Source organism: Pseudomonas sp. 1152_12 (assembly GCF_052850675.1).
The window spans coordinates 422463-447614 of record NZ_VXCW01000001.1; the positions used below are offsets into that span (position 1 = coordinate 422463).

At 61.1% G+C, this 25152-nt stretch carries 26 protein-coding genes and 3 pseudogenes; 14 read left to right on the forward strand and 15 right to left on the reverse strand.

Annotation, left to right across the window (positions count from 1 at the left end; genetic code table 11):
• Positions 1 to 54: 54 nt before the first annotated feature.
• From FW764_RS01845 to FW764_RS01855, 3 genes are read right to left on the reverse strand one after another with little or no spacing between them, the layout of a single operon-like run.
• Entirely contained in the window at positions 55 to 825 is a 771-nt protein-coding gene (locus FW764_RS01845; RefSeq protein WP_446432480.1) for a nucleotidyltransferase domain-containing protein, read from the reverse strand.
• The gene (locus tag FW764_RS01850) at positions 822 to 1301 is read right to left on the reverse strand and encodes an AAA family ATPase (protein ID WP_446432481.1); all 480 of its coding nucleotides are present in this window, start codon (positions 1299 to 1301) and stop codon (positions 822 to 824) included. The genes FW764_RS01845 and FW764_RS01850 overlap by 4 nt, the downstream gene beginning before the upstream one ends.
• Before the next feature lie 40 nt (positions 1302 to 1341).
• A complete protein-coding gene (locus tag FW764_RS01855) occupies positions 1342 to 2370 on the reverse strand; it encodes a UV damage endonuclease UvsE (RefSeq protein WP_446432482.1) in 1029 nt (342 codons plus the stop codon).
• Between the two features lie 255 nt (positions 2371 to 2625).
• Between FW764_RS01855 and FW764_RS01860 the strand changes: the two genes are divergently transcribed.
• Both FW764_RS01860 and FW764_RS01865 read left to right on the forward strand, forming a co-directional pair.
• Positions 2626 to 3051, forward strand: a complete 426-nt coding sequence (locus FW764_RS01860; protein WP_446432483.1) for a DUF2231 domain-containing protein — start codon at positions 2626 to 2628, stop codon at positions 3049 to 3051.
• Positions 3048 to 4340, forward strand: coding sequence for a PQQ-dependent sugar dehydrogenase (locus tag FW764_RS01865; protein WP_446432484.1), 1293 nt, complete (start codon positions 3048 to 3050; stop codon positions 4338 to 4340). The genes FW764_RS01860 and FW764_RS01865 overlap by 4 nt, the downstream gene beginning before the upstream one ends.
• Positions 4341 to 4416: 76 nt before the next feature.
• Here FW764_RS01865 and FW764_RS01870 read toward each other — a convergent pair whose 3' ends face one another.
• Both FW764_RS01870 and FW764_RS01875 read right to left on the reverse strand, forming a co-directional pair.
• A complete protein-coding gene (locus FW764_RS01870; RefSeq protein ID WP_446432485.1) occupies positions 4417 to 5820 on the reverse strand; it encodes an MFS transporter in 1404 nt (467 codons plus the stop codon).
• Between the two features lie 143 nt (positions 5821 to 5963).
• Positions 5964 to 6494 carry a GNAT family N-acetyltransferase gene (locus FW764_RS01875; RefSeq protein ID WP_446432486.1) on the reverse strand — a complete coding sequence of 177 codons (531 nt, stop codon included), beginning with the start codon at positions 6492 to 6494 and terminating at the stop codon, positions 5964 to 5966.
• A gap of 153 nt (positions 6495 to 6647) precedes the next feature.
• Between FW764_RS01875 and proP the strand changes: the two genes are divergently transcribed.
• Both proP and FW764_RS01885 read left to right on the forward strand, forming a co-directional pair.
• Positions 6648 to 8150 carry a glycine betaine/L-proline transporter ProP gene (proP, locus tag FW764_RS01880; RefSeq protein ID WP_446432487.1) on the forward strand — a complete coding sequence of 501 codons (1503 nt, stop codon included), beginning with the start codon at positions 6648 to 6650 and terminating at the stop codon, positions 8148 to 8150.
• Between the two features lie 57 nt (positions 8151 to 8207).
• Positions 8208 to 8714 carry a GAF domain-containing protein gene (locus tag FW764_RS01885; protein WP_446432488.1) on the forward strand — a complete coding sequence of 169 codons (507 nt, stop codon included), beginning with the start codon at positions 8208 to 8210 and terminating at the stop codon, positions 8712 to 8714.
• On the opposite strand, the gene FW764_RS01890 is transcribed toward FW764_RS01885, so the two are convergent.
• The gene (locus FW764_RS01890) at positions 8689 to 9621 is read right to left on the reverse strand and encodes an AraC family transcriptional regulator N-terminal domain-containing protein (RefSeq protein WP_446432489.1); all 933 of its coding nucleotides are present in this window, start codon (positions 9619 to 9621) and stop codon (positions 8689 to 8691) included. The genes FW764_RS01885 and FW764_RS01890 overlap by 26 nt on opposite strands.
• A 165-nt stretch (positions 9622 to 9786) precedes the next feature.
• Between FW764_RS01890 and FW764_RS01895 the strand changes: the two genes are divergently transcribed.
• Both FW764_RS01895 and FW764_RS01900 read left to right on the forward strand, forming a co-directional pair.
• Positions 9787 to 10809: an alpha/beta hydrolase gene (locus FW764_RS01895; RefSeq protein WP_446432490.1), complete on the forward strand. Its 1023-nt coding sequence runs from the start codon at positions 9787 to 9789 to the stop codon at positions 10807 to 10809.
• Positions 10809 to 11996 (forward strand): MFS transporter, encoded by a 1188-nt coding sequence (locus FW764_RS01900; protein WP_446432491.1) that lies wholly within the window; start codon positions 10809 to 10811, stop codon positions 11994 to 11996. The genes FW764_RS01895 and FW764_RS01900 overlap by 1 nt, the downstream gene beginning before the upstream one ends.
• On the opposite strand, the gene FW764_RS01905 is transcribed toward FW764_RS01900, so the two are convergent.
• Positions 11989 to 12810: an AraC family transcriptional regulator gene (locus FW764_RS01905; RefSeq protein ID WP_446432627.1), complete on the reverse strand. Its 822-nt coding sequence runs from the start codon at positions 12808 to 12810 to the stop codon at positions 11989 to 11991. The genes FW764_RS01900 and FW764_RS01905 overlap by 8 nt on opposite strands.
• A gap of 97 nt (positions 12811 to 12907) precedes the next feature.
• Here FW764_RS01905 and FW764_RS01910 point away from each other — a divergent pair, with 97 nt between their 5' ends.
• The gene (locus tag FW764_RS01910; protein ID WP_446432492.1) at positions 12908 to 14119 is read left to right on the forward strand and encodes an MFS transporter; all 1212 of its coding nucleotides are present in this window, start codon (positions 12908 to 12910) and stop codon (positions 14117 to 14119) included.
• 78 nt (positions 14120 to 14197) lie between these two features.
• Here FW764_RS01910 and FW764_RS01915 read toward each other — a convergent pair.
• Both FW764_RS01915 and FW764_RS01920 read right to left on the reverse strand, forming a co-directional pair.
• A pseudogene (locus tag FW764_RS01915) lies at positions 14198 to 14329 on the reverse strand (MAPEG family protein); the annotation flags it as partial.
• Complete coding sequence (locus FW764_RS01920) at positions 14322 to 14627, reverse strand: DUF2834 domain-containing protein (RefSeq protein ID WP_242150129.1); 306 nt, start codon at positions 14625 to 14627, stop codon at positions 14322 to 14324. The gene FW764_RS01920 and the pseudogene FW764_RS01915, both read right to left, overlap by 8 nt.
• An 83-nt stretch (positions 14628 to 14710) precedes the next feature.
• Here FW764_RS01920 and FW764_RS01925 point away from each other — a divergent pair, with 83 nt between their 5' ends.
• Both FW764_RS01925 and FW764_RS01930 read left to right on the forward strand, forming a co-directional pair.
• Complete coding sequence (locus tag FW764_RS01925; protein ID WP_446432493.1) at positions 14711 to 15499, forward strand: MmyB family transcriptional regulator; 789 nt, start codon at positions 14711 to 14713, stop codon at positions 15497 to 15499.
• A 55-nt stretch (positions 15500 to 15554) separates the two neighbouring features.
• Entirely contained in the window at positions 15555 to 17264 is a 1710-nt protein-coding gene (locus FW764_RS01930) for an amidase (protein WP_446432494.1), read from the forward strand.
• A gap of 31 nt (positions 17265 to 17295) precedes the next feature.
• On the opposite strand, the pseudogene FW764_RS01935 reads toward FW764_RS01930, so the two are convergent.
• From FW764_RS01935 to FW764_RS01945, 3 genes and pseudogenes are all read right to left on the reverse strand, one after another.
• Positions 17296 to 17547: pseudogene (locus tag FW764_RS01935) on the reverse strand (CPBP family glutamic-type intramembrane protease); the annotation flags it as partial.
• A gap of 86 nt (positions 17548 to 17633) precedes the next feature.
• Complete coding sequence (locus tag FW764_RS01940; RefSeq protein WP_446432495.1) at positions 17634 to 18104, reverse strand: RidA family protein; 471 nt, start codon at positions 18102 to 18104, stop codon at positions 17634 to 17636.
• Positions 18101 to 18319 (reverse strand): DUF6434 domain-containing protein, encoded by a 219-nt coding sequence (locus FW764_RS01945; RefSeq protein ID WP_446432496.1) that lies wholly within the window; start codon positions 18317 to 18319, stop codon positions 18101 to 18103. The genes FW764_RS01940 and FW764_RS01945 overlap by 4 nt, the downstream gene beginning before the upstream one ends.
• A gap of 99 nt (positions 18320 to 18418) precedes the next feature.
• On the opposite strand from FW764_RS01945, the pseudogene FW764_RS01950 reads away from it, so the two are divergent.
• Positions 18419 to 18589, forward strand: a pseudogene (locus tag FW764_RS01950) (nuclear transport factor 2 family protein); the annotation flags it as partial.
• Between the two features lie 16 nt (positions 18590 to 18605).
• On the opposite strand, the gene FW764_RS01955 reads toward FW764_RS01950, so the two are convergent.
• A complete protein-coding gene (locus FW764_RS01955) occupies positions 18606 to 19931 on the reverse strand; it encodes an aminotransferase-like domain-containing protein (RefSeq protein WP_446432497.1) in 1326 nt (441 codons plus the stop codon).
• Between the two features lie 90 nt (positions 19932 to 20021).
• Here FW764_RS01955 and FW764_RS01960 point away from each other — a divergent pair, with 90 nt between their 5' ends.
• Positions 20022 to 20912 carry a DMT family transporter gene (locus FW764_RS01960; RefSeq protein ID WP_446432498.1) on the forward strand — a complete coding sequence of 297 codons (891 nt, stop codon included), beginning with the start codon at positions 20022 to 20024 and terminating at the stop codon, positions 20910 to 20912.
• Here the strand turns inward: FW764_RS01960 and FW764_RS01965 are convergent.
• Positions 20909 to 21475: a YceI family protein gene (locus tag FW764_RS01965; RefSeq protein WP_446432499.1), complete on the reverse strand. Its 567-nt coding sequence runs from the start codon at positions 21473 to 21475 to the stop codon at positions 20909 to 20911. The genes FW764_RS01960 and FW764_RS01965 overlap by 4 nt on opposite strands.
• A 123-nt stretch (positions 21476 to 21598) precedes the next feature.
• Between FW764_RS01965 and FW764_RS01970 the strand changes: the two genes are divergently transcribed.
• The 3 genes from FW764_RS01970 to FW764_RS01980 all read left to right on the forward strand — a co-directional run bounded on the left by FW764_RS01970 (position 21599) and on the right by FW764_RS01980 (position 23802).
• On the forward strand, positions 21599 to 22093 hold the full coding sequence (locus FW764_RS01970) for a PaaI family thioesterase (protein ID WP_446432500.1): 495 nt from the start codon (positions 21599 to 21601) through the stop codon (positions 22091 to 22093).
• Positions 22094 to 22137: 44 nt separating this feature from the next.
• Entirely contained in the window at positions 22138 to 23025 is an 888-nt protein-coding gene (gene yghX / locus FW764_RS01975) for a YghX family hydrolase (RefSeq protein ID WP_446432501.1), read from the forward strand.
• Between the two features lie 474 nt (positions 23026 to 23499).
• Positions 23500 to 23802: a DUF6124 family protein gene (locus FW764_RS01980; protein ID WP_446432502.1), complete on the forward strand. Its 303-nt coding sequence runs from the start codon at positions 23500 to 23502 to the stop codon at positions 23800 to 23802.
• A gap of 142 nt (positions 23803 to 23944) precedes the next feature.
• Here the strand turns inward: FW764_RS01980 and FW764_RS01985 are convergent, their stop codons facing one another.
• Positions 23945 to 25129: a DUF2252 domain-containing protein gene (locus FW764_RS01985; RefSeq protein WP_446432503.1), complete on the reverse strand. Its 1185-nt coding sequence runs from the start codon at positions 25127 to 25129 to the stop codon at positions 23945 to 23947.
• Between the last annotated feature and the right edge of the window lie 23 nt (positions 25130 to 25152).

Consider the following 25152-nt stretch of genomic DNA (forward strand, 5'->3'; position numbering starts at 1 on the left):
GGGTTGGAACACATCGGTAAGGCACCGCCTCCATCTATCGATCTCTATATCTGCCTACGCCTGCGCTGAAACCATCCAGTTTACAAAGGCCTGCAGCCGCGTGGAAAAGGTCTCGCGCTCGGCACTTGGGTTGCGCGCCTCAAACAGGAAGTAGGCGATCTGAATGCGCATTGCCGGGTAATGCTTTACGAACAAGGCAACGTGCTCTTCGAGGGTTTGCGGCCAGCCTGAGGCGTCGGCCGTGCGCAACGTGTGCGTCGCCCGAATCAACTTGCGCGCCGCTTCACGCTGCAAGCGCAGCCGCTCGGGCGCGCTGTTGGCGTGTTCGATGCGCGTGAGGTAGCCCTTCAACACCGGTTCGAAGTCGCCATTGAGCGCCAAGGCGATTTCACGCGATGGGCGAAACGGCTCGAAGCGCAGCGAAAGGTCATCGCCCCACACGCAACGGCAGTGATGCTTGAGCCAGAAGCCCCAGCGATTGCGGTTCTCGGGCGCCAGCACCTCGGCGCGGTGGCCGATATCGAAGTCGATCTTGGTGACCGCCTCGTGCCGTTGTTCCAGTGCCTGGCGCAGTTGTTCTAACGCCTCGAGTACTTGCGCCTCCGGCGGGTCAGTCAGTACCAGCGTCAGATCAAGGTCGGACTCGCCTGGGCTGGCATCGCCCCTTGCCACACTGCCGTAGAGGTAAAGGCTGTCCACACCCAGCCCTGCACTTGACAGAGACTCGCGCACAGCAGTCAGCAACGTTTGAAATTCGGCTTGAATGGGCGCTTCGGTAACGGTCAGCACACAGCCATTTGTATCGACACCTTGAAGTGCGCTCATGGGCGATGCACCTCAATCATCAAGCCTTCCGAAGCATTGGGCACACAGAAATGCTGCGTGATCAGGTCGAACTCGGCATCGGTAGCGGCGAAATCATGCTCGCCCTGGGCATTGCGCGCATGCAGCCGCGCGCGGCAGGTGGCGTCGTCCAGCTCCAGGTAATGCAGGCAATGGGGTACTTGAGCCGCCTGCGCCAGGCCGAGCAACCATTCGCGGTTGGCGAGTGTATTGGCGGGAAAATCCAGCACCACGTTGACGCCCGATTGCAGCATATTGCACACCAGCGGCCCCAACACCCCGCGAATGCGCTGGGCGCAGCGCAGGTAATCGGCAATCGACAGGACTTCACCCGGATAGAGCTGCGCGAGCCAGTGGTCTTCGCTGAGTACGACAGCGGCGTGCTCAGCGGCCAGGGTTTTAGCCAGTGTGGACTTGCCGGAGGCGATCTTGCCGCACAGCAGATGCAGGGTTGGCATGGAGCGGTTCCTTTTATCGGGCCACCCAGCATGCCATTTTTCACGCCGAATGACGCTGCCAATACTCATAAAATGCCAAGGCTGCGACGTTCTTGTCTTTGGCTTCGAGCATGATGTCGAAGCGCTCGAGAAACTGCAGCGCGTAATCATTGGTCCAGCGGTTCCACATTTGCTCGCTATGGGCATACAGATCGCGCTTGGAGACCACCTGCAAAAGCGCGTCCATTTCCAGCCTGTGCTCGGCGTCAAAGCCCAGCGCTTGCAGGCTTTCCTGCGGCTGGGAGTAATGCATCGTGGGGCGCACGCCACGCCAGCTGTCGATCACGCGGGCGACCCGGGGCGAATCGGGGTCGATGTACTCGCCTTCGTTGATCCAGCAGTGATGAATGTCCAGCACCACCGGCGCCAGGTCGGCCACTTGCAGGCAGTGGTCGAGGCCGTAGGTCTTTTCGTCGTTCTCGAAGGTGATGCAGTTGCGCGCCACCTCAGACAAGCGTGACCACACCGCACGCGTGCCTTCAACGCCCAAACGGCCGGCGATGTGCACGTTGCACTTGAGGTCCTGAAAGCGTCGGCCGTAGCCCATCATGCGAATCATGTCGGCGTGGTATTCGAACTCGGCCAGGCTGTTTTCCACCACGCCGGGGTTGTCCGAGCCCAGCACGCAATATTGGCCGGGGTGGAATGACAGCCGGATATCTGCGCTGCGCGCCAGGTCGCCAATCGCGGCGAAACCCTCGATCAACTGACGTTGAATGGCCGGGTCTTTGTACACACCCGCCACTTTAGGGTGGCTATAGAACGGCAACAAATCACTGCTCAGGCGCAGCATGCGCAGCGTCGCCGGCAGCTCGGCGACATAGGCGAGCAGGCGCAACTGGGCTGCCAGGTTGTGTGTCACCACCTCGACCAATTTGCTGCGGGCGACTTGGGGTTCAACGCTGTCCATCCAGCGCAAGGTCGTAGTGCGCGGGTTGAACGGGCCTTCGATTAACTTGAGCGCACTGGCTGACGGCAGGCGCTCAGGGTGCTTGTACTGGCAGGCAAAGCCGATGCGGGGGTGGGTCATGGAAAGGCCTGGAAATGAGCGATCGTTAAGAGTATACGAGGTTAGGCGCGTGGCGCTGCCAGGGGTTCACTTAACCACCGTAGTGCGTGAATCAAGTTGACTGCCGGTGGCGATTCTGTGGCGAGCGGGCTTGCAACAACAAACATCTCGACACGAAGCCCCAGTGAACTTTCTTACAAATGGCAGGCTCCTTTCCTATGCGAAGTCATCGTGCCCTGATTCCAGGGTGCTGAACGATAAGGAGCCGCCACCGACATGACAACCCTCCCCGCCTACCCCACCGTCAGACCTGGCCCGCTGCATTCGATGCTGCTGGCCGGCAGCGTACCGCTGTTTCTTGGTGCCTTGCTCAGTGACATTGCCTACGGCCAGACCTACCAGATCCAATGGGCCAACTTCGCTTCCTGGCTGATCGCCGGCGCGCTGGTATTGAGTGGCTTTGCGTTGTTGTTTGCGCTGGTCAACCTGCTGCGTGCCGACCGCAAGGCCGGACGCCCTGTTGCTTACTTCCTGCTACTGCTAGCCGCCTGGGTACTTGGGCTGGTCAACGCGTTTCAGCATGCCAAAGACGCCTACGCCATGATGCCGGGCGGCCTGATCCTGTCGGTGATCGTCACGCTGCTGGCAATCGCCGCCGCCTGGATCGGCCTGACCAACCTGCGCGCAGGAGTTGCCAAATGAAAACACTTCATACTCTGAGCGTATTGAGCGCTGCCCTGTTGCTGACGGCCTGTGGCGGTGAAGGCGACAAAACCCAGGCCCGCGGCCCCGACCCAAAATTACCCGAGCAACAAAGCAGCCTGCTGCCGAGCATGAAAATTGCCGAGCCTGCGCCCTGGGGCGAGCAAAAACCCAAGGTACCCGACGGCTACAGCGTCACCGCTATTGCCACCGACTTGGCCATCCCGCGCCAAACCCTGGTGTTGCCCAACGGTGACATCCTCGTCGCCGAAGGTCGCGGCGGCAGCGCGGCCAAGCTCAAGCCCAAGGACGTGATCGCCAGCCTGATCAAGGCCCAGGGCAACACCAAGGTCAAGGGCGGCAACCGCCTGACCCTGCTGCGCGATGCTGACGGTGACGGCACGTATGAACTGAAAACGGTGTTCGCCGACAACCTCAACGCGCCGTACGGCCTGGCCTTTGCCGACGGCAAACTCTACGTCGCCAACCAGGACGCACTGGTGCGCTTCGATTACGCCGACGGCCAGACCAAAGCCAGCGGCCCGCCGACTAAAATTACCGACCTGCCGGCGCAGATCAACCACCACTGGACCAAGTCCCTGGCGGTGAGCGAGGACGGGCGCCAGCTCTACGTGGGCATCGGCTCCAATAGCAACATCACCGAGCGTGGCATGGAAGTGGAGATCGACCGGGCGATGGTCTGGCAGATCGACGCCGCCACCGGCGCGCACAAACCCTACGCCACCGGCATCCGCAACCCGACGGCACTGACCATCCAACCCGGCTCCGGACAGCTATGGGCGGTGGCCAACGAGCGCGACGAACTCGGCCCGGACCTGGTGCCGGACTACCTGACGTCGGTGCGTGAAGGCGCCTTCTATGGCTGGCCCTACAGCTACTGGGGCCAAAACGTCGACCCGCGCGCGCAACCGCAGAACCCGACGAAAGTCGCCGCCGCAATCAAGCCCGATTACAGCCTGGGTTCCCACGTAGCGGCGTTGGGCGTGGATTTTTCCATCCCGGCCATGGGTGAGAAATTCGCCGACGGTGTGTTTGTCGGCGAACACGGCAGTTGGAACCGCGACAACCCGGTGGGCTACAAAGTGATCTTCGTGCCGTTCAATAACGGTAAGCCGTCCGGCGAACCCATCGACTTCGCCACCGGCTTTCGCGGCGATGACGGCAAGACGCGTGGGCGCCCGGTGGGTGTGACGGTGGACCCTAAAGGGGCGCTGATCATCGCCGACGACCTGGCCAATACCATTTGGCGCGTGACCCGTAATAAGTAGCCCGTGTATGACAGGGGCAGTCGCGCCCCTGTCAGCCCTCGACCTGCAATTGCATTTCAAGCCAAGCCGCGCTGGGTTACAGATCAGTGATTTCCTTATGGCGCGGCACCAGCGCCTTCATCACGCTCCACGCCACCAGGTACGCCAGGGCACAGATCGCAAACATGATCATGTAGCCGGTGTGAATATCGTTGATGGACTTGTAGTAGTCGAACACCCAACCGCCAATCTTGGTCATTACCACACCGCCCAGGCCACCGGCCATGCCGCCGATACCGACCACCGAGGCCACGGTTTTTTGCGGGAACATGTCGGATACGGTAGTAAAGATGTTGCACGACCACGCCTGGTGCGCCGAGGCACCTACGCCGATCAGCAGCACCGGCACCCAGAAGCTCAAGTAGCCGAAGGGCTGTGCCAGCAAAACCACCAGCGGGAACAGCGCAATCACCAGCATGGCTTTCATGCGGCCGTCATACGGTGCGTCGCCACGTGCCATGAAATAGCTGGGGAACCAGCCGCCGCCGATACTGCCGACCATGGTCATGCTGTACAGCACGGCCAGCGGCAGTACGATATCGGCGCCCTTCATGCCGTATTGCGCTGACAGGTAGGTGGGCAGCCAGAACAGAAAGAACCACCACACGCCGTCGGTCATGAACTTACCGAAAGCAAATGCCCAGGTCTGGCGGTAGGTCAGCAGCTTGAACCACGAGACCTTTTTTGGAATTGCCCCGACGGGCTCAGGCGTGAACGGTTGCACCGTCTGGTCGCTGCGGATGTAAGCCAGTTCTACGGCCGACAGGCGTTTTTGCTGCTCCGGTTTTTCGTAAACCATCGCCCACACCGCCACCCACACAAAGCCCAACATGCCGATGACCATAAAGGCCGCTTCCCAGCCCCACATTCCGGCAATCAAGGGCACACAGATCGGCGCCAAGATCGCCCCCACGTTGGCCCCGGAGTTGAAGATACCGGTGGCCAGTGAGCGTTCTTTCTTCGGGAAGTATTCAGCGGTGGCCTTGATCGCGATGGGAAAGTTACCCGCCTCACCAACCGCCAGAACAGCGCGTGACACCATGAAACCGGCAATCGACACCGGGATCACCGCCAGGCCAATGGCGCCGCTGACCGCAGCGATGCCCTCGCCCATCGGCACTGAGAACGCATGCATGATGGCGCCGGTGGACCATATGGCAATCGCCACCACGTAGCCAGCCTTGGTGCCGATCTTGTCGACAAAGCGTCCGGCAAACAGCATGGAAATCGCATAGACAAATTGGAACACCGCCGCAATGTTGGCGTAGTCGGTATTGCTCCAGCCAAATTGCGTTGACAGCTGCGGCGCTAACAGGCTGAGGACCTGGCGGTCGAGGTAGTTGATGGTGGTGGCGAAGAACAACATCGCGCAGATGGTCCAGCGATAGTTGCCGACGGCGGTGCCGACGCGATGGGCGTTGAGGGGCTCATTCAAATTCATGGCATCACTTTTTATTTTTGTTAGATAGGACATACGCAATGTCATATGTCGTCGTACAACTATGACTTTTATAGCGAGCCCCCATAACGCTGTCAATCTGAAAGATTGCCGTTTATCTAGGTATCATGCGGGTACTAAAATACTCAGCCGGCAGTAGTTATAGGACGACAGAGGCGAAATACCAGGCTTGGCGCCTGGCCCGGCACATCATCAAGCGCGCCAAAGGGCTGCATGCCCAGCTTTTCCAGCACCCGAATCGAGGCCGCGTGGTCGGGCCGCACTAGCCCGAATACCTCAGGCAAGCGGAGGGTTTCGAATGCCATGTTCAATGCGTCTCGCCCCAGCTCAGTGGCGTAGCCCTGCCCCCAGGCTTGGACGGCGAAGCGATAACCCAGGTTGATGCGCCGCTCGGTCAGGTAATTGAGGGGCGCCACGCCACCAAAGCCAATGATGTGTTCCGGTGCCTCACGACGCGCAATCGCCCACCAGCCATAGCCTTGGGTGGCCCACTGCTCGCGCCAGTGATTGAGCAGCCGTTGAGCGTCGGCCAGGCTGGCCATCGGGCCCGCAGGATTGAACAAGTTGGTCTGCGGGTCACCGAAGATCGCGAACAATCGCTGCACATCGCTGAGTTCGGGCTTACGGTAGGTCAAGCGTGAGGCGGTGACTGACATTCGGAGAATTCCCTCTTGAAAGCATGAAGTTCAATTCAGTTGCAAAAAAAAGCAAATAACGCTGAATTATTTCATGTCCGCTTGTATCTGAACTGACAGAGCGGTGCCATCGCTACGATGGCACCTCCCCTGTTCAGTTTTAGAGTGGCTTGCATGAAATTACGTAAGAAAAGCGTCAAACCCATCGGATTGAAAGACATCACCATCGTCGACGATGCCAAGGTGCGCAAGGCAATCACTGCCGCTGCACTGGGCAACGCCATGGAATGGTTCGACTTCGGCGTCTACGGTTTTGTCGCCTATGTGCTCGGCAAAGTGTTCTTCCCCGACGCCTCGCCCAGCGTACAAATGATCGCCGCCTTGGGCACCTTTTCTGTGCCGTTCCTGATTCGCCCGCTGGGTGGCCTGTTCTTCGGCGCCCTGGGTGACAAATACGGGCGGCAGAAAGTCCTCGCCGCCACCATCGTCATCATGTCCTTGAGCACCTTCGCCATCGGCCTGATTCCCGGGCATGCCTCGATTGGCATCTGGGCGCCGATCCTGCTGCTGCTGTGCAAAATGGCCCAAGGCTTCTCGGTGGGCGGTGAATACACCGGCGCCTCAATTTTCGTCGCCGAATACGCGCCGGACCGTAAACGCGGGTTCCTCGGCAGTTGGCTGGACTTCGGCTCCATCGCCGGTTTCGTGCTGGGCGCCGGCGTGGTGGTGCTGATCTCGACAATCCTGGGTGAAGCCGACTTCGAAGCCTGGGGCTGGCGCCTGCCGTTCTTCCTCGCCCTGCCCCTGGGCCTCATCGGCCTGTACCTGCGCCACGCGCTGGAAGAAACCCCAGCCTTCCAGCAGCACATGGACAAACTCGAACAAGGCGACCGCCAAGGCCTGACGCACGGCCCCAAAGTGTCGTTCAAAGAAGTCGCCACCCAACACTGGCGCAGCCTGTTGACCTGCATCGGGATCGTCGCGGCCACCAACGTGACGTACTACATGCTGCTCACCTACATGCCAAGCTACCTGTCGCACAACCTGCACTACAAAGAAAACAGCGGCGTGCTGATCATCATCGCGATCATGGTCGGCATGCTGTTCGTGCAGCCATTCATTGGCTTTGTCAGCGACAAGATCGGCCGCAAGCCCTTCATCATCGCCGGCAGTATCGGCCTGCTGTTTCTGTCGATTCCGGCGTTCATGCTGATCACCAGCGGCAAGATCGGTCTAATCTTCGCGGGTTTGCTGATCCTCGCCGTGATCCTGAACTTCTTCATCGGCGTGATGGCCTCGACCTTGCCGGCGATGTTCCCCACGCACTTGCGTTACAGTGCGTTGGCGAGTGCGTTCAACGTCTCGGTATTGATCGCCGGCATCACCCCCACCGCCGTGGCGTGGCTGGTGGAAAGCACCAACAACTTGTTCATGCCCGCCTACTATTTGATGGTGTTCGCGGTGATCGGCCTGATCACCGGCCTGACCATGAAGGAAACCGCTAACAAGCCTCTACGCGGCGCGGCACCAGCGGCCTCGGACATGGAAGAAGCCAAGGAAATACTGCAAGAGCACCACGACAATATCGAGCAGAAGATTGAGGACATCGATGCCGAAATTGCCGCGCTCGAAGCCAAGCGCCAGAACCTGGTGCAGCAGCATCCACGGATTAATTAACACCTGACCGTGCGTGGCGGCCCGCACCGCCACGCCACGCCTTTGGAGTGCTCAAGCATGGATATAAGCGTCACCGCAGCACACGCGTTACTCAGCGCCGATGAGCGCGCTGCCATTGCCGAAATAGAAGCCACCACCAGCATTCTGCAACTGGTCACTCGCCTGACCGGCATGCGTTTTGCCGGTATCGCAAAATTCACCGACCACGAATGGGTGGTGTGTTCGGCTTATGACCCACTGCAAATGGGCATTCATGTCGACGACGTACTCGACCTGGAAACCACCTTGTGCAGTGAGTTTTGCATCAACCCGCAAACATTGTTCATCCCGCAGATCAGCCAGAACGGCCGGTTTGCCGCACGCCCAGTGGTCAAGCAATACGCGATCGAGAGCTATGCCGGCGCGCCGATTTTCCTGCCCGATGGCCGCCTGTTCGGCGCCCTGTGCGCCCTGGATTCGCGAGCGATGTTGTTTGACGACCCTAATCTGCCGGAAACCCTGAGCCTGTTTGCGCGGCTGATTGGCTGCATTTTTTTCGCTAACCTGACAACGACCGATCATTAATCGGCACTCTACCGCGCAGCGCAGCAATATCGCGCTTTGGCGGCACGCCGAACAGTCGGCTGTACTCGCGACTGAACTGTGAAGGGCTTTCATAGCCCACCTGGAACGCAGCACTGGACACGTCCTGATGCTCGTTCAACATCAAGCGTCGCGCCTCGTTCAAGCGCAACCACTTCTGGTACTGCAACGGGCTCATGGCCGTCAGTTGGCGAAAGTGATGGTGAAACGTGGCCGCGCTCATTTGTACCCGTGCGGCCAACTCATCCACGCGCAACGGCTCACCGTAATTGAGTTTCAGCCAGTCGATTGCCTTGGCAATTCGATAGCCCGGCCCATCCACGGAACAGATCTGGCGCAATCGGTTGGACTGGTCGCTCTTCAACAATCGGTAATGAATCTCGCGCTGAATCAGCGGCGCGAGCACCGGTATCGCCTCAGGCTCGTCGAGCAAAGCAACCAGGCGCGCGAAAGACACCAGTATGCCTTCGGTGACCGTGCCTATACCCACCCCCTTTAATACCGCCCGCTCACGCGTCGGCGGCGTATCACTCTGGGCAATCAGCTCGGCGAGGATGCGCAGATCGAGCTTGAAGGTCAGCCCCAGGCAGGGCGTCAAGGGACTGGCTGCCACTACTTGCGAATTGGCCGGGATGTCCAGTGAGGTGACCAAAAAGCGCGAGGTGTCGTACGAATAGCCCTCGCCACCGACCCACAACTGCTTCTCGCCCTGGGCCACCAGGACGATGCTTGGCTCGACCATGCACACCACCGGCGCAGCGGGCTGCTCACGCCGATAAAAGCCCAGGCCCGGGATCGGCATGGGGTAGTCGCCGGGCGCCGCGACCCGCGCGGCAATCGACTGAACGAGCATGTCCAGAGGCGCTTGAGGGAGGTGCTTTGTCTTCATGACAGGCTCTTTGTTTTCTTCAGCGAACTTTACCGCGCCAGCCGGCAGGCGTCCCAGCCAAGTGCGCAGACTCAGAGGATCAGGCAAGTATTCCAGTGAATACACGCTGCAGAACCCTCGACCACAGCGCAAAAATGGGCACTCCACTTCGCCAAGGGTCTACCGATGAAAAGCCTCATGCTCGCCCTGAGTTTGCTGGTGACTTCTTTTTCTTCCATGGGAGCCGATATGTCCAGCGGTGCTGACAACTTCTATAAAAGCGACAAGGTGACGATGCAACAGGTCACCTTCAATAACCAGTACGGCATGCCCGTCGCGGGCAATCTGTTTGTGCCCAAGCGTATGGCGGCCGACTCAAAGCATCCGGCAATCATCGTCGGCCATCCCATGGGCGCCGTGAAAGAACAGAGTGCCAATCTCTACGCCACAAAAATGGCTGAACAGGGCTTTGTGACCCTGTCCCTGGACCTGTCGTTCTGGGGGGCCAGCGCAGGCACACCACGCAACGCGGTGCTGCCTGACCTCTACGTTGAAGACTTCAGCGCCGCCGTGGACTTCCTCGGCACTCAACCGCTGGTGAACCGTGAGCGCATTGGCATCATCGGCATTTGTGGCAGTGGCAGCTTCGCCATCGCCGCGGCAAAGATCGACCCACGCCTGAAGGCCATCGCCACCGTCAGCATGTACGACATGGGGGCGGCCAACCGCAACGGCCTCAAGCATGGCGTGTCCCTGGAGCAGCGCCAGCAGCAGCTGCTGCAAGCGGCCAACCAGCGCTACGTGGAGTTCCAGGGCGGCGACACCGTCTACACCGGCGGTACGCCATACACCCTCACCGGTGATGCGGTAGGCGATGAGTTCTACGATTTTTACCGTACCCCACGCGGTGAGTTCACCCCGGCGGGTGCGTCGGCGCACACCACGACGCGGCCGACACTGACCAGCAACGTGAAATTCATGAACTTCTATCCGTTCAACGACATCGAGACGCTCTCCCCGCGTCCCCTTTTGCTGATTGCCGGCGCTGACGCGCACTCCCGTGAATTCAGCGAAGACGCCTACCAGAGAGCCGCCGAACCCAAAGAACTGGTGATCATCCCAGGCGCCGGCCATGTCGACCTTTACGACCGCGTCGACCTGATCCCTTTCGCCAAGCTCACCACCTTCTTCAAAGGCCACTTGAAATAATGTCCGACCCTACTCACACCCCTCGCTGGGGCGCCGTGTTCGCCATGTCGTTGGCCGCGTTCGCACTGGTGGCCTCTGAATTCATGCCCGTGAGCCTGCTGACGCCGTTGGCCGCCGACCTGCACATCTCTGAAGGCCAGGCTGGCCAGGGAATCTCGGTGTCGGGGTTGTTCGCCTTGCTCACCAGCCTGGTGATCGCTGGCGTTGCGGCGCGCGTCGAGCGCAAACGCTTGCTGCTCGTGCTCACCCTACTGATGATCCTGTCCGGTACGCTCGTGGCACTGGCGCCGAACTACCTGACGTTCATGCTGGGCCGTGCATTGATCGGCATCGCCATCGGTGGCTTCTGGTCACTGTCGGCGGCGACGGCTATGCGCCTGGTCCCCGCAGCCCGCATGCCACGCGCCTTGGCGATCGTCAACGGCGGTAACGCGCTGGCGACAGTGATTGCGGCGCCGCTGGGCAGCTTCCTCGGTGGCCTGATCGGTTGGCGTGGGGCGTTTTTTTGCGTCGTTCCGGTCACCATTATTGCTAGCCTCTGGCTGCTGGCAAGCCTGCCCCCGATCATGACGGACACAAACGCCAAGCCCCATAACGCCTTTGCCCTGATCAAGCGCGCCACCGTGGCCCTGGGCATGGCTGGCGCGTGCGTGTTTTTCATGGGCCAGTTCATGCTGTTCACTTACCTGCGCCCCTTCCTGGAAAACGTCACCCACGTCAGTGTGCCCACACTGTCGCTGATGCTATTGGTGTTGGGCCTGGCCGGGCTTGCGGGGACTTTCCTGATTGAGCGCTTTGTGCGCAACAGCCTGTACCTGACGCTTATGGTCATCCCACTGTTGATGGCACTGATCGCCATAGGGCTGCTGACTTGGGGCCGTTCGCCAATAGCGGTCACGGTTTTGCTGGGCATGTGGGGACTGGTTGCCACGGCGGCGCCGGTGGGCTGGTGGACCTGGCTTTCAAGAGCACTGCCGGACGATGCCGAGGCCGGAGGCGGACTGATGGTCGCAATCATCCAATTGGCAATTGCCTGCGGGGCCACCCTGGGTGGCGCAGTGTTCGACCTGAGTGGTTACCGTGCCACCTTTGAACTCAGCGCGGCCTTGCTGGGTATCGCCAGCCTGTTGGCCTACCTGGCCTCACGGCGCGCTACGGCGGCATACGTGAGCACCCGTGCTACCTGAAGAACTGACTCGGCGTCTTGCCAAACTGCTTCTTGAACATGCTGGTAAAGGCGCTCGGGCTTTCGTAGCCCAGCTCGATGGCCACATCAATGATCTTCTCCCCCACCGCAATGCGCTCCAGCGCCAGCAGCAAGCGTGCTTGCTGGCGCCATTGGCCGAAGGTCAGGCCGGTTTCCTTACGGAACAAGCGCTGAATGGTTTTCTGATCCACGCCCAGTCGATCACTCCAATCCGCCACCGTCGAGGCATCCCCCGGCTCCTGTTGCAGCGCCTGGCAGATACGATTGATGCGCAGGTCGGCTGGCTGCGGCAGCGACAGTGGCAAGGCTGGCAGGATGGCAAGCTCGTCGAGGATCAGGTGCATGATCCTCGCGTCGCGCGAATCCTCGGCGTAGGGTGGCTTCAAGCTGACCGAGGCCTTGATCAGCTCGCTCAGCAATGGCGATACACTGACGGTCTTGGGTTCACTCGGCAGGTTGGGGTAGCAGTCCGGGCGCACGAACACGCTGCGCATCTTCAACGTGCCCACGCAGCGCAGCGAATGGACTTGCCCGCACGGCATCCAGAAGCCACGATTGGGCGGCACCGTCCATTGGTTCAGCGCCGAATACACCACCATCACGCCTTCGACGGCGTAGAGCAGTTGATGCTTTTCGTGGCTGTGATCGGGGATCACCCAGTTCTCGGGGTAGTCGGTGGCGGAACTGATGACGGCCCAGTCGCCTTCGTCGATCTCCCGCAGAAATACATCCAGTGATTTGATGATTTCGCCCTTTTTGCGATGGTTAGCGCCCGAATTACGCGAGACAGGCATTTTCAGCGAATCTAGCATAAACGCCGCAACATTTAGAAACGGGCAGCGCGCTAAAGTACGCACTGCCCCTGTTCGCTGCCTTGTATGGAATGCCTGCATGTCGAGCCTGACCGCGCCACCCGCCGCTGCAACCACTACGCCGCAAATAAGCCCCTTGGTCATGCGCGTCCTCGGCGCCTGCGCCCTGGCGCACATGATCAATGACCTGATCCAGGCCGTGCTGCCGTCGGTCTACCCGATGCTCAAGACCAACTACGGCCTGAGCTTTACCCAAGTTGGCCTGATCACCTTCACCTTCCAGCTGACCGCGTCCTTGCTGCAACCCTGGATCGGTTACCACACCGACCGCTACCCCAAACCCTGGCTGTTGCCGGCGGGCATGGTGTGCACGTTGATCGGCATCCTGATGCTGGCATTTGTCGGCAGCTTCCCGTTGATCCTGTTGGCGGCGGCGCTGATCGGTGTCGGCTCGTCGACCTTCCACCCGGAAACCTCACGCGTGGCACGCCTGGCCTCGGGCGGGCGTTATGGCCTGGCGCAATCGACCTTCCAGGTCGGCGGCAACACCGGCAGCGCCTTCGGTCCGTTGCTGGCGGCGGCGATCATCATTCCCTACGGCCAAACCCATATCGCCTGGTTCGGGCTGTTCGCCGTGTTTGCGATCATGGTGCTGTACGGCCTGAGCCGTTGGTATCGCCACCACCTCGACCTGTTCAAGCTCAAGCAAGGCGGCAAGGCCGCCCACGGTTTGTCCAAAGGCCGCGTGACCTTTGCCTTGGTGGTACTGGCGCTGCTGGTGTTCTCCAAATACTTCTACATGACCAGCCTCACCAGCTACTTCACCTTTTACCTGATCGAGAAATTCCACCTGTCGGTGGCCAGCTCGCAGATGTACCTGTTCATGTTCCTCGGCGCGGTGGCTGTCGGCACCTTTGCCGGTGGGCCGATTGGCGACAAGATCGGGCGCAAGAAAGTCATCTGGTTCTCGATCCTGGGCGCCGCGCCATTCACCCTGGCCCTGCCCTACGTCGACCTGTTCTGGACCGCCATCCTCAGCGTGGTGATCGGCTTCATCATCGCTTCGGCCTTTTCCGCCATCGTGGTGTTCGCCCAGGAACTGGTGCCGGGCAATGTGGGGATGATCGCGGGTATCTTCTTCGGCCTGATGTTCGGTTTCAGCGGGATTGGTGCCGCGTTGCTCGGCTTGCTGGCCGACAACCACGGCATCGAGTACGTCTACAAAATCTGCTCGTTCCTGCCGTTGGCGGGCATCCTGACGATCTTGCTGCCCTCGACCAAAGGCGTCTGACCGGCCGATCACCCGCTCGCACAGCTAGTTGTGGCGAGCGGGCTTGCCACAAGAGGCCACTTTTTATATCGGCCTGGAAAAAGCTGCATCCTCAAGGTTGGTAAACGCCAGTCCCCGAATTCGGAAGAAACCCTGGTAGCAAGAAATCGCAAACTTCTTCAGGCACAGCACTAGCACGCACCCTGCGTAGATAGGCAGCAGTTCATTCATCTCGGTACCCATTCACGACGATGTAAAGCAACGGCCCCACCGACACAAACACCACTGTCAGCAAAAAGTACGGCACCACGCAGGCAACCGAACGCCCTCGCCCGCGAGCATCCCGGTACATCCACACACACGCAAGCAGCGCCATCAGATACAGGTCAATCACCACCTGCGCGGTGTCCGGCCTGGACATCAGTTCCCACCCGAACGCGAGCAGCGATTGCTGCGCGGTGAGCATCGTGACCAGGGTGTACAACGAAAATCCCAGCAAGCCGGCCAAGGCGATATAGGGTCTGTGCATGGTGCCTTCCTTGAAATGATCGAGGCTCAACATAGTGATAAGGTTGCGTCTCTCGCAATGACCTCGGAGGTCATGATCAGGCCATGGACACCCCTTCAACTGCCGGCCAGCACCTGCGCCAACTGCGTCGACACGCCAAGCTTAGCCAGCTGGACCTGGCCTTGATCACGGGTGTTTCCCAACGCCACCTCAGCTGCATCGAAACCGGCCGCGCCAAGCCTAGCCCGAGCAGTTTGCATACGTTGCTCACGGCCTTGGACGCCCCGCTGGAGCAATGCAACCGCGTGTTCCTTGCCGCCGGCTATGCGCCGCGCTACACCGCCACCCCACTCGCCGCCCCGGCAATGGCCGCCATTCGTGAAGCCGTCAGCCACGTGTTGCACGCCAACAACCCCGCCCCGGCAATTCTGTTGGGCAGCCAGTGGGACGTGCTCGCGGCCAATGCCAGCGCTGGTGTGTTATTCGAGCTGGTGGGAATCAAAGCGAATGCCGCCGATGGGCTGAACCTGCTGACCACACTGCTGCAAACCGGGGGCCTGGGCGATCACCTGATCAACGCCGAAGAGATTCGCACCCTGGCCTGGCAACGCGCCACCCGTGAAGCGCTGGGCAACCCTGCGTTGGCGACATTGCTGGCGAGCCTGCCGGTGCCCACCAGCACCGAGCTGCCCAATGAAATGCCGCCATTGGTGTTGACGCGCATCCGTTCAACCCGCGGTGAGCTGAACTTCCTGTCGACCTTCACCACCTTCGGCATGCCTCAGGACATCACCCTTGCCTCACTGCGTATCGAGCATCTGATTCCCGCTGACGAGCCGACGTGGCAGGTAATGCGTGCCGCCTATGAGACGTATGCGGCGCTGGTTTTGTGAAATATCTGTACGTAGACTGCCGCCATACCTCCCACCTGAAGGCGGCGAAAAAAACGTGATGCAAGTTACCGAAGTCTCCATTGCCCAATTGCGCGCTGCGCTTGAAAGCGGCCAGACCACTGCCGTTGAACTGGTTAAGGCTTACCTGGCGCGGATCGAGGCCTATGACGGCCCGCAGACCGCGACCGCATTGAACGCCGTGGTGGTACGCAACCCCGAGGCACTTAAAGAAGCCGAGGCCTCGGATACGCGCCGGGCCAAAGGGGAGACCTTGGGGCCATTGGACGGCATCCCCTATACCGCCAAGGACAGCTACCTGGTCAAGGGCCTGACGGCTGCTTCGGGCAGCCCGGCCTTCGCCAAACTGGTCGCGCAGCGCGATGCGTTCACGATTGAGCGCCTGCGTATCGGCGGCGCCATCTGCCTGGGCAAAACCAATATGCCGCCGATGGCCAATGGCGGGATGCAGCGTGGCGTTTATGGCCGCGCAGAGAGCCCATATAACGCGAACTACCTGACCGCACCGTTTGCCTCCGGCTCGTCCAACGGTGCAGGCACGGCAACAGCTGCCAGCTTCGCCGCCTTCGGCCTGGCCGAAGAAACCTGGTCGAGCGGACGCGGCCCGGCGTCCAATAACGGCCTGTGCGCCTACACGCCGTCGCGCGGGGTAATTTCGGTGCGCGGCAACTGGCCGCTGACGCCGACCATGGACGTGGTGGTGCCGTACGCGCGCACCATGGCCGACCTGCTCGAAGTCCTCGAGGTGGTGGTCGCTGAAGACACCAACCCACGTGGCGACCTGTGGCGTCTGCAACCCTGGGTGCCAATCCCGAGCGTGGCCTCGGTGCGCCCAGCGTCTTATGCGGATCTGGCCGTCAGCAGTGAATCCCTGGCCGGCAAACGCTTCGGCGTGCCGCGCATGTACATCAACGCCGACCCCGACGCCGGCACCAGCGAAAAGCCAGGGATCGGCGGGCCGACCGGGCAAAAGATCAACACCCGCGCCAGCGTGATCGACCTGTGGCACGCCGCTCGCCAGGCGCTGGAAGCCGCCGGTGCCGAAGTGATCGAGGTGGACTTCCCACTGGTCTCCAACTGCGAGGGCGACCGCCCTGGCGCGCCGACGGTGTTTACCCGTGGCGTGGTCTCCAAGGAATTCCTGCACGACGAATTGTGGGAGCTGTCGGCCTGGGCGTTCGATGACTTCCTACGCGCCAATGACGACCCGGCGTTGAACCGCCTGGCAGACGTAGACGGGCCTAATATCTTCCCGCATGACCCAGGCACCCTGCCCAACCGTGAAGACGACCTGGCCGCCGGTATGGATGAGTATGTGCGCATGGCCGCGCGCGGCATCACACCGTGGAATGAAATCAGCACGGTGCCGGATGGCCTGCGCGGCCTGGAACAAACCCGGCGCATCGACCTGGAAGACTGGATGGACACCCTAGGGCTGGATGCAGTGCTGTTCCCTACGGTGGCCGATGTTGGTCCGGCAGATGCCGACGTTAATGAAGCGTCTGCTGACATTGCCTGGAGCAACGGCGTGTGGGTGGCCAATGGCAACCTTGCGATTCGTCACCTGGGCGTGCCCACCGTGACTGTGCCGATGGGCGTGATGGCGGACATTGGCATGCCTGTGGGGCTGACCTTTGCCGGGCGAGCCTATGACGACGCTGCACTGCTGCGTTTTGCCTCGGCGTATGAAGCCACCGGCAGCAAGCGCCAGATCCCGCCGCGCACGCCGCCGCTGACAGCAGAATAAACCCGGTCAATACGCTGGGAGATGGATTCACTCAAGCCACCCATGGCACGGCGATTCGCAGGATTGCCGTGCCATGGGTGGCGGTCGCGTCCAGTACGCCATAGCGCAGGCGCACCAGCGCGCAAGCCAGCCCTTCGATCAGGGTAAATCGCAACACCGGCCAGCCCAGTGGGATGACACTCAACGCCGGGGAAGCATGGCACGCCACGAAGGCTGTGGCGCTGACCAACGCGGCGCGTAATGGCGTCACCTGTTGTTCCAAGTAACCCTGCAAGAACCCGCGAACCACACACCAAACAACACCAGACCAGGCGCCACGTGGCTGGCGTAATTGAGCAGTACACCAAGGCCTGAGCGATCATGCGCGACTCAACCGTGCGCCACGGCAATCATGTCGATTTCGACCGCCGCCGACTTCGGCAACTGCATCACCCCCAGCGAGGTGCGTGTGTGCGCCCCGGCGCTGCCGAGAATCTCGTGCAAGAGGTCCGAGGCGCCGTTGGCCACTTCACTTTGCTGATCAAAGTCTTCAGCGCTGCGCACATACACGGTGATGCGCGGGATGGCCTTGATCTGGTCCAACGAACCCAGCGCCTGCTTGAGCAAGCCCAAGCAACGTAGCGCGCTGATACCGGCGGCGATTTGCGCCTGGGCCAGGGTCAGGCTGTCGCCAACTTTGCCCGGCAAAACCACGGTATCACCCACACGCGGAATCTGGCCGCTGATGTACAAGTGGTTGCCCTCGCGCACCCACGGCGTGTAGTTGCCGCCGATTTTGAATTCGTCCAGCTGATAGCCAATGCGCTGTTGAGCAGCCTGATATTTTTCATCGCGAGTCATGGGCGTGCAGCCTCGTTTCGACGTTGCCATTCATCCACCATATCGCCCAGGGTCTTGGGGGTGCCGTTGCGAATCCAGGCCATGAATGGACGGTCGAACCTGAACGCGGGGCCACAGTGCTCAAGCATGAAACGGCGCACGTTCTGGGTATTTTTGTAGTGGCGCGTCAAGGGCGTGGCGCGGGTGATGGGCTCGCTGTGCCAGTCAAAATCCATGTAGTTCACCGGGCTATTGATGTACCGGCAGTAGCATAGCGATGTACTACTTGGGCAGGAAGCGGCAAGTTCAGTCCTTGAAACACCGCCACAGTAACGCAGCCCAAAACCATCACCCTGGGCGGTGACACCGCGCTAGTGCGCAACCACTTTCACGCGCTGGCGGTGAACAGCGGCGTAGACACGCCGACCGATATCGACAACTCCCAGGTCTGGCAACAGCAAAAAGACCATTGGCTGCTGATCGGGCGCCAGGCTTACAAGTACTGATCCGGCGGGGCGCGGCTCACCAGCGCACCACCTCGGCGACCTTCACCAGCGCCTCACGCAGCGCCGCCATGTCCACCGAGCCCAGCGCCAACCGCAACGCATGCGGCACGGTGGCCGAGACGGCAAACGGTTCGGCGGTGGACACGGAAATACCCTCGCGCTGCAACACCATGGCGACCTGATCAGCCCGCGCCTCCTCCCCCAGCGGTAACCACAGAAAATACGATGACGGGTGACTGATGTAGTGCACGCCTTTGAGCACCTGCGCCGCCAAGGTCTGGCGCGCCCGCGCATCCCGGCGCTTTTGCGCTTCCAGTTGCGCGACGGTGCCGTCCTCGATCCAGGACACCGCAATCGCGCTCATCACCCCAGGGACATTCCAGGTGGTGGCCATGATGGTTCGCTCCAGCCTCTTTACCCATGTCTGCGGGGCGGCAATAAAGCCGACGCGTAAACCGGTGGCGACACTCTTCGACAGTCCGCCGACGTACACCGTGCGCTCGGGGGCCAATGCCGCCAGTGGCGGTGGCGCGTCGTCGGCCAGGAAGGCGTAGGCCGCATCCTCGATGATCATCAGTGAGTACTGACGGGCGATACCAATCAGCTGTTCACGTTGCGCGAGGCTCATCACCCAGCCCAATGGGTTGTGCAGGGTCGGGATGCTGTACACCGCGCGCACCGGGCGTTTGCGACACAGCGTGTGCAGGAACTCCAAATCCGGGCCACTGGCGGTGGCCGGGATGGCGACGATTTCCAGGTGCAGGGTTTCAGCCAGCACCTTAAAGCCTGAATAGGTCAGCGCATCCACCGCAATCACGTCGCCAGGCTTGAGCATCGTCATCATCGTCACCGCCAGGCCGTGCTGGGCGCCGCTGACCACCAAGACCTGCTCAGCCTCGACGCTCAGGCCTCGGCTCAGCAGGTGCCGCGCCACGGCAGCCCGTTCATGCAAGCGACCGGCATGGGGCTGGTAACGCAGCAGCGCCTCCAGGTCGCCCGACAGCGCCAGCTGGCGCAACGCGGTGCGCAACAGGTCAGCCTGACCGGGCAGCGACGGGTAGTTGAAATTCAGGTCGAGCATGCCGGTCGCGACATTCATCTGCCCACTGCCCTGCCCCGGCGGCAACGAAATTTCCCGCACAAAGGTGCCACGTCCGGTTTCGCCACTGACCAGGCCCATGGCCTCCAGCTCGGTGTACACCCGGCTGGCGGTGACCAACGCCAGGCCATGGTCGGCGGCCAATTGCCGGTGGGTGGGCAAGCGCGTGCCGGGCGCTAAGGCGCCGCTGCGGATGTTCTCGGCAAAGGTGTCGACCAGCGACTTGTAGCGGGCGCGCGGCATAGGCGATGTATCCATGACAATTTTTTGATTGTCTTAATCTTCGATCCTAGGATGGCGCACACGCAACTGTTCTTTTTCAGGCAGCCCTTCATGGAACGTACTTCACGGTTTACCTCCCTGGACACCAGCACCCAAGGTTGGATCAACGGTTTTATCGGCGTGGTGATTTTCAGCGGCTCATTGCCGGCCACGCGTTTGGCGGTGATGGAATTCGACCCGGTATTCCTGACCATGATCCGCGCCACCCTCGCCGCTGCTTTGGGGCTGTGCCTGCTGTGGCTGTTCAAGGAGAAACGCCCCACGCGCGCTCAATGGCTACCGTTGACAATCGTCGCGCTCGGCGTGGTCATCGGATTCCCGCTGCTGACCGCGCTGGCGCTGCAATACGTGACGTCGGCCCACTCCATCGTGTTTATCGGCCTGCTGCCCCTGGCCACGGCGGTGTTCGGCGTGCTGCGCGCAGGCGAGCGGCCGCGCCCGGTGTTCTGGGTGTTTTCGAGCCTCGGTAGCCTGCTGGTGATGGGCTACGCCGTCGCCCAAGGCTTGAGCGCCGCGCCTGCCGGTGACGTGCTTATGTTATTGGCGGTGCTGGTGTGCGGCCTGGGTTACGCCGAGGGCGCCAGGTTGTCGCGCAGCCTGGGCGGTTGGCAAGTGATCTGCTGGGCGCTGGTGGTGTCGTTGCCGGTGGTGGCGCCGTTGAGCATGCTCCTGGCGCCCACGACCTTGAACGGCATCAGCCTGCCGGCTTGGCTGAGCTTGGGTTATGTGTCGCTGTTCAGCATGCTGATCGGCTTTGTGTTCTGGTATCGCGGCCTGGCCCAAGGTGGCATCGCCGCCGTCGGTCAGTTGCAATTGCTGCAGCCGTTTTTTGGTCTGGCACTGGCGGCAGGCCTGCTGCATGAGCAGGTCAGCCTGGGCATGCTGCTGGTGACCGTTGCGGTGATCGGCTGCGTGGCCGGGGCGAAGAAATTTTCACGTTAGCGTTGCGGCGCGACCATCTTGAACTTGATGTTGATGTCATTGGACACCACGCTGTTGCCCGCCCACTCGCCCTCGCCGATCTTGAAGTCGGCGCGCTTGAGCACGAACTCACCGTCGAACACACCGATGCCGCTTTGCTCCTTGAGCAACACCGTGATAGCCACCGGCCGCGTGATGCCCTTGATCGTCAGGTTGCCGCTGATCGTGTAGCGGTTATTACCCAGCGCCGTGGCGCCGCTGGACTCATACACTCCGACCGGATAAGTCGCGGTGTCAAACCACGCGGCTTGCTGCAACTGGGTATTGGTGTCCTGGCTGCCGGCATTGATGCTGGCGAGCTGGATCGTCAGCAACGCACGCGCCGCTTCGGGCTTTTGCGTATCGAAGCTCAGGGAGCCCTCAAAGTCGCTGAAGGTGCCATACACCCGCTGCCCGAATTGCTGGAAGGTAAAGCTGATCTGGCTGGCCGTACGGTTGACGTCTTTGTATTCCGCCGCCCGGGCGTTGGATACACCACCGAAAACGAGGGCCAGCAGGACGACCAGGGACATTCGACGCTTCATGGAACACTCCGCAAAACAAAGGACACCGGTGCTGAGCTAACACGCCATCGCATGGATTGATTCCCTTTCGGTGCGTGCCCTGCTAAACAGAGTAGTCGCCAAAAGAAACAATAAGGACTTTGCATGCACATCCCTTCCCTGCAGGACACCACCGCCCCCGAGGGCATTTGCTACGGCTGCGGCGGCAGCAACCCGCATGGCCTGCACATCAAGAGCCGCTGGGATGCCGACGGCGTCCATGTCATCGCCGAGCATCAGCCCGACGCGAAATACAGCGGCTGGCCCGAGCTGGTCTACGGTGGCCTGATCGCCATGCTGGTGGACTGCCACTCCAACTGGACTGCCATGGCCTACCACTACCGCGCCGAGCAGCGTGAGCCCGGCAGCCTGCCGCGCATCGACTGCGTCACCGGCAACCTGGGGATCAAATTCATCAAACCCACGCCCATGGGTGTGACGCTGAGCCTGCGCGCGCGGGTCGAGGGCGAGGTGGGGCGTAAAAGCCGCGTGGTCTGCGAGGTGTACGCCGGTGACGTGCTCACCGCCATCGGCGACTCGGTGTTTGTGCGTGTCGACACCCGGCAACTGTCAGATTCCGCCCATGGCCGCGTGCGCTGATCCTGGTCTACATTGACTGGCACCGCTAATCGAGGAATGCACCGATGACTCGTCTCACCGCGAAAGACTTTGCCCCCGAACTGCTGGAACTCTACGACGGCTACGCCCACGGCAAGCTCAACCGCCGCGAATTTCTCGACCGCGCCGCGCTGTTCACCTTCGGCGGCCTTACCGCTTCCGCGCTGCTGGCAGCCCTGAGCCCCAACTACGCGCTGGCCGAACAAGTCAAATTCACCGACCCGGACATCATCGCCGATTACATCACCTACCCCTCGCCCAAAGGCAACGGCACGGTGCGCGGCTACCTGGTGCGCCCGGCCAAAGCCAGCGGCAAACTGCCCGCCGTGGTGGTGGTCCACGAAAACCGTGGCCTGAACCCCTACATCGAAGACGTGGCAAGGCGCCTGGCCAAAGCTGGCTTCATCGCCCTGGCGCCGGACGGTCTCACCGCCGTGGGCGGCTACCCCGGCAACGATGAAAAAGGCGTGGAACTGCAACAGAAAGTCGACCCCGAAAAACTCATGAACGACTTCTTCGCCGCCATCGAATGGCTGATGCACCACGACAGCAGCACCGGCAAAGTCGGGATTACCGGCTTCTGCTATGGCGGCGGCGTGACCAATGCGGCGGCGGTGGCCTACCCCGAACTGGGCGCAGCGGTGTCGTTCTACGGGCGTCAGCCGCAAGCCAAGGACGTGCCACGCATCAAGGCGCCGATCATGTTGCACTACGGCGAGTTGGATGCGCGGATCAACGAAGGCTGGCCGGCGTATGAGACGGCGTTGAAGGCGGCGGGTACGACGTATGAGGCGTTTATCTACAAGGGCGCCAACCATGGGTTTCATAATGATTCGACGCCGAGATATGACGAGGCGGCGGCGAATCTGGCGTGGGAAAGAACCCTCGGCTGGTTCCACAAATACCTGGCCTAGCCCAAATCTAAACTGTGTGAGCTGGCTTGCCTACGATGGCGGTCTTCCAGTGAAAAATAGGCTGGCCTGCCCGGCGCTATCGCAGGCAAGCCAGCTCCCACATGTGATCGGTGTTGGTTGATCGACATGCATTGTTAAAGGCCAGCAATCCATATCCCTTTAATTTGCAGGAAGTTTCCTAGACAATCCTTCGGCCTTGCGCCTGCTCACGCCACTGGCTAGCCTTCGCTCTGTCGCTGCACATCAGCGATCGGGTGTGGAAACCTGGGAATCAGTAGGCGCAAAGCGCCAGCACCATCAGACCGATGTCGGCGTTTTCTTTTCGCCTTCAGAAAGCTATATGGCGGCTGTTCGTGGGCAGACTTCGGTCTGACCGGGTCCTACTGCCTGGTTTTCCACCCTGCGTACAGCTGCCACCCTTTGTCGTGTGGAAACGACATCAGGATGGCTCCCCTTTTCAGTAGGAGCTTATGCATGAGCAAAATTGTCCCGGACCCACCCCACGCCATCCCAGACCGCGAAGTCTTCGAGCGCGCCCTGAGTCACTACCTGCAACCCGCCTCACCACCGTCCTTTACCGTGCACCAAGACCTCAGCTTCGAAGACGCCCTCGCGCAAATCTGCAACCTGCTGCGCTGTGCTGCAGCCACCGCCGCCGACACCCTCCAAGGCCTGACCGGCGATCAACGCCACATGGCCGGCGCCACCGAACATCTGATCGACATGGCTCGCACACTGGCCGACCGCGCATTGGATTGCCTGCAACCCAAGGCATAAGCCACTACCCCTGACACAACACCACCCAAAATGTGGGAGCGGGCTTGCTCGCGAAAGCGGTGTATCAGTGCTGAATCCGTTGGCTGACACACAGCCTTCGCGAGCAAGCCCGCTCCCACATTGGTTAGTCGCTTTTTCCAGATCAATGCTCCAACGCATACCGCCGGCAATGGTTGAGATAACCCTGTTCATGGCTGCCCACCAATTGCACCACACTGGTCCATAACCACGACGGTGCATCCAGCTGTTTCGAGCGGTTTTCCTGCAACACCGCCATCCACTGCTTGCGCGTATCGCGGTCCATCTGCCGGGCATGGGCAATGCCGACCACGCGGGCCAGGTAACCGGCGGCGTGCATGGCGTCGGTTTCGCTGAGTTCGTCCAGCTCCAGTTTCATGTCCTGGGGCAGCAACTCACGGATGAAAAAACCGTGGTCCAAAAAGCGGGTTGCCAGCATGCGTTCACCCAAACTCGGTGACAGCTGGCGCGCTCCCTCCACCACTCGGCGTCCGTTGTCGCGAGGCATTTTCGCGCGCGGTGCACGCGGTGCAGCGGCGCCCACGGCTTCCTTGATATCGATCAGGCAATATTCCTGATCCTCCTTGTCGCCCACGCCCAGCAGCGCCGCATAGCGCAGCAAGCCCAGGGAGCTGCAACCCTTGACCCAATACGCTGAGTCCAGCAGCTCGACCTTGGCGTCTTTGGGTCGGCCTTTGAGCGAGGTGACCAACTGGTGGATTTCATCCGAGGCGCAGAGCGTTTGCAGGGCGCCCTTTTCTGCCCGCGACAACGACCAGAAGTGCTTGCCCAGCGGGATCGTCGGCCGCGCATTTTCAATGCGCTCCCGCGCCAGATTTTTCCAGGTACGCTCCACGGCGCTGCGCATCCCGGCTTTGACTTGGGATGGGCGTGGTGGTGCCTCATCGGGTTTGTCTTTGAATGCTTGTTCGTAGCCCACCATCATTTCTTCGAGCATCCGTGCGGTGGTCACTCCAGGCAGGTCCGAGCCGCGCGCGGCGGTGGCCAAGGACAGGGCCAGGCGCACCAGGTCGTGGGCCGGGTTGCCGATCACGGTCTGGTCGAGATCGCGGATGTGCATGTCGATGCGGCCTTTGATATCGCCGGTCGGGCCGAGGTTACCTGCGTGGCAATCGCCGCAGATCCAGATCGCCGGGCCATGGGGCAAGCGACGGCCAGGCTGGCTGTGCAGCCATTCGTAGAATTGCACCGTACTGCCACGTACGTAGGCGTGGGCGGAGCGCGCCATCTTCAAATTGCGCAATTGCGTAAGGTGGGGCATGCGGTCGGAGGGGCGCGGGGTTTTCATTCATGAACTCAGTACGGGAGAAG

What these genes read in the sequence shown, in the direction of transcription:
- FW764_RS01845 (WP_446432480.1), bottom strand. Translation starts at nt 825, where the DNA reads ATGAGCGCACTTCAAGGTGTCGATACAAATGGCTGTGTGCTGACCGTT.
- FW764_RS01850 (WP_446432481.1), bottom strand. Translation starts at nt 1,301, where the DNA reads ATGCCAACCCTGCATCTGCTGTGCGGCAAGATCGCCTCCGGCAAGTCC.
- FW764_RS01855 (WP_446432482.1), bottom strand. Translation starts at nt 2,370, where the DNA reads ATGACCCACCCCCGCATCGGCTTTGCCTGCCAGTACAAGCACCCTGAG.
- FW764_RS01860 (WP_446432483.1), top strand. Translation starts at nt 2,626, where the DNA reads ATGACAACCCTCCCCGCCTACCCCACCGTCAGACCTGGCCCGCTGCAT.
- FW764_RS01865 (WP_446432484.1), top strand. Translation starts at nt 3,048, where the DNA reads ATGAAAACACTTCATACTCTGAGCGTATTGAGCGCTGCCCTGTTGCTG.
- FW764_RS01870 (WP_446432485.1), bottom strand. Translation starts at nt 5,820, where the DNA reads ATGAATTTGAATGAGCCCCTCAACGCCCATCGCGTCGGCACCGCCGTC.
- FW764_RS01875 (WP_446432486.1), bottom strand. Translation starts at nt 6,494, where the DNA reads ATGTCAGTCACCGCCTCACGCTTGACCTACCGTAAGCCCGAACTCAGC.
- proP (WP_446432487.1), top strand. Translation starts at nt 6,648, where the DNA reads ATGAAATTACGTAAGAAAAGCGTCAAACCCATCGGATTGAAAGACATC.
- FW764_RS01885 (WP_446432488.1), top strand. Translation starts at nt 8,208, where the DNA reads ATGGATATAAGCGTCACCGCAGCACACGCGTTACTCAGCGCCGATGAG.
- FW764_RS01890 (WP_446432489.1), bottom strand. Translation starts at nt 9,621, where the DNA reads ATGAAGACAAAGCACCTCCCTCAAGCGCCTCTGGACATGCTCGTTCAG.
- FW764_RS01895 (WP_446432490.1), top strand. Translation starts at nt 9,787, where the DNA reads ATGAAAAGCCTCATGCTCGCCCTGAGTTTGCTGGTGACTTCTTTTTCT.
- FW764_RS01900 (WP_446432491.1), top strand. Translation starts at nt 10,809, where the DNA reads ATGTCCGACCCTACTCACACCCCTCGCTGGGGCGCCGTGTTCGCCATG.
- FW764_RS01905 (WP_446432627.1), bottom strand. Translation starts at nt 12,810, where the DNA reads ATGCCTGTCTCGCGTAATTCGGGCGCTAACCATCGCAAAAAGGGCGAA.
- FW764_RS01910 (WP_446432492.1), top strand. Translation starts at nt 12,908, where the DNA reads ATGTCGAGCCTGACCGCGCCACCCGCCGCTGCAACCACTACGCCGCAA.
- FW764_RS01920 (WP_242150129.1), bottom strand. Translation starts at nt 14,627, where the DNA reads ATGCACAGACCCTATATCGCCTTGGCCGGCTTGCTGGGATTTTCGTTG.
- FW764_RS01925 (WP_446432493.1), top strand. Translation starts at nt 14,711, where the DNA reads ATGGACACCCCTTCAACTGCCGGCCAGCACCTGCGCCAACTGCGTCGA.
- FW764_RS01940 (WP_446432495.1), bottom strand. Translation starts at nt 18,104, where the DNA reads ATGACTCGCGATGAAAAATATCAGGCTGCTCAACAGCGCATTGGCTAT.
- FW764_RS01945 (WP_446432496.1), bottom strand. Translation starts at nt 18,319, where the DNA reads ATGGATTTTGACTGGCACAGCGAGCCCATCACCCGCGCCACGCCCTTG.
- FW764_RS01955 (WP_446432497.1), bottom strand. Translation starts at nt 19,931, where the DNA reads ATGCCGCGCGCCCGCTACAAGTCGCTGGTCGACACCTTTGCCGAGAAC.
- FW764_RS01960 (WP_446432498.1), top strand. Translation starts at nt 20,022, where the DNA reads ATGGAACGTACTTCACGGTTTACCTCCCTGGACACCAGCACCCAAGGT.
- FW764_RS01965 (WP_446432499.1), bottom strand. Translation starts at nt 21,475, where the DNA reads ATGAAGCGTCGAATGTCCCTGGTCGTCCTGCTGGCCCTCGTTTTCGGT.
- FW764_RS01970 (WP_446432500.1), top strand. Translation starts at nt 21,599, where the DNA reads ATGCACATCCCTTCCCTGCAGGACACCACCGCCCCCGAGGGCATTTGC.
- yghX (WP_446432501.1), top strand. Translation starts at nt 22,138, where the DNA reads ATGACTCGTCTCACCGCGAAAGACTTTGCCCCCGAACTGCTGGAACTC.
- FW764_RS01980 (WP_446432502.1), top strand. Translation starts at nt 23,500, where the DNA reads ATGAGCAAAATTGTCCCGGACCCACCCCACGCCATCCCAGACCGCGAA.
- FW764_RS01985 (WP_446432503.1), bottom strand. Translation starts at nt 25,129, where the DNA reads ATGAAAACCCCGCGCCCCTCCGACCGCATGCCCCACCTTACGCAATTG.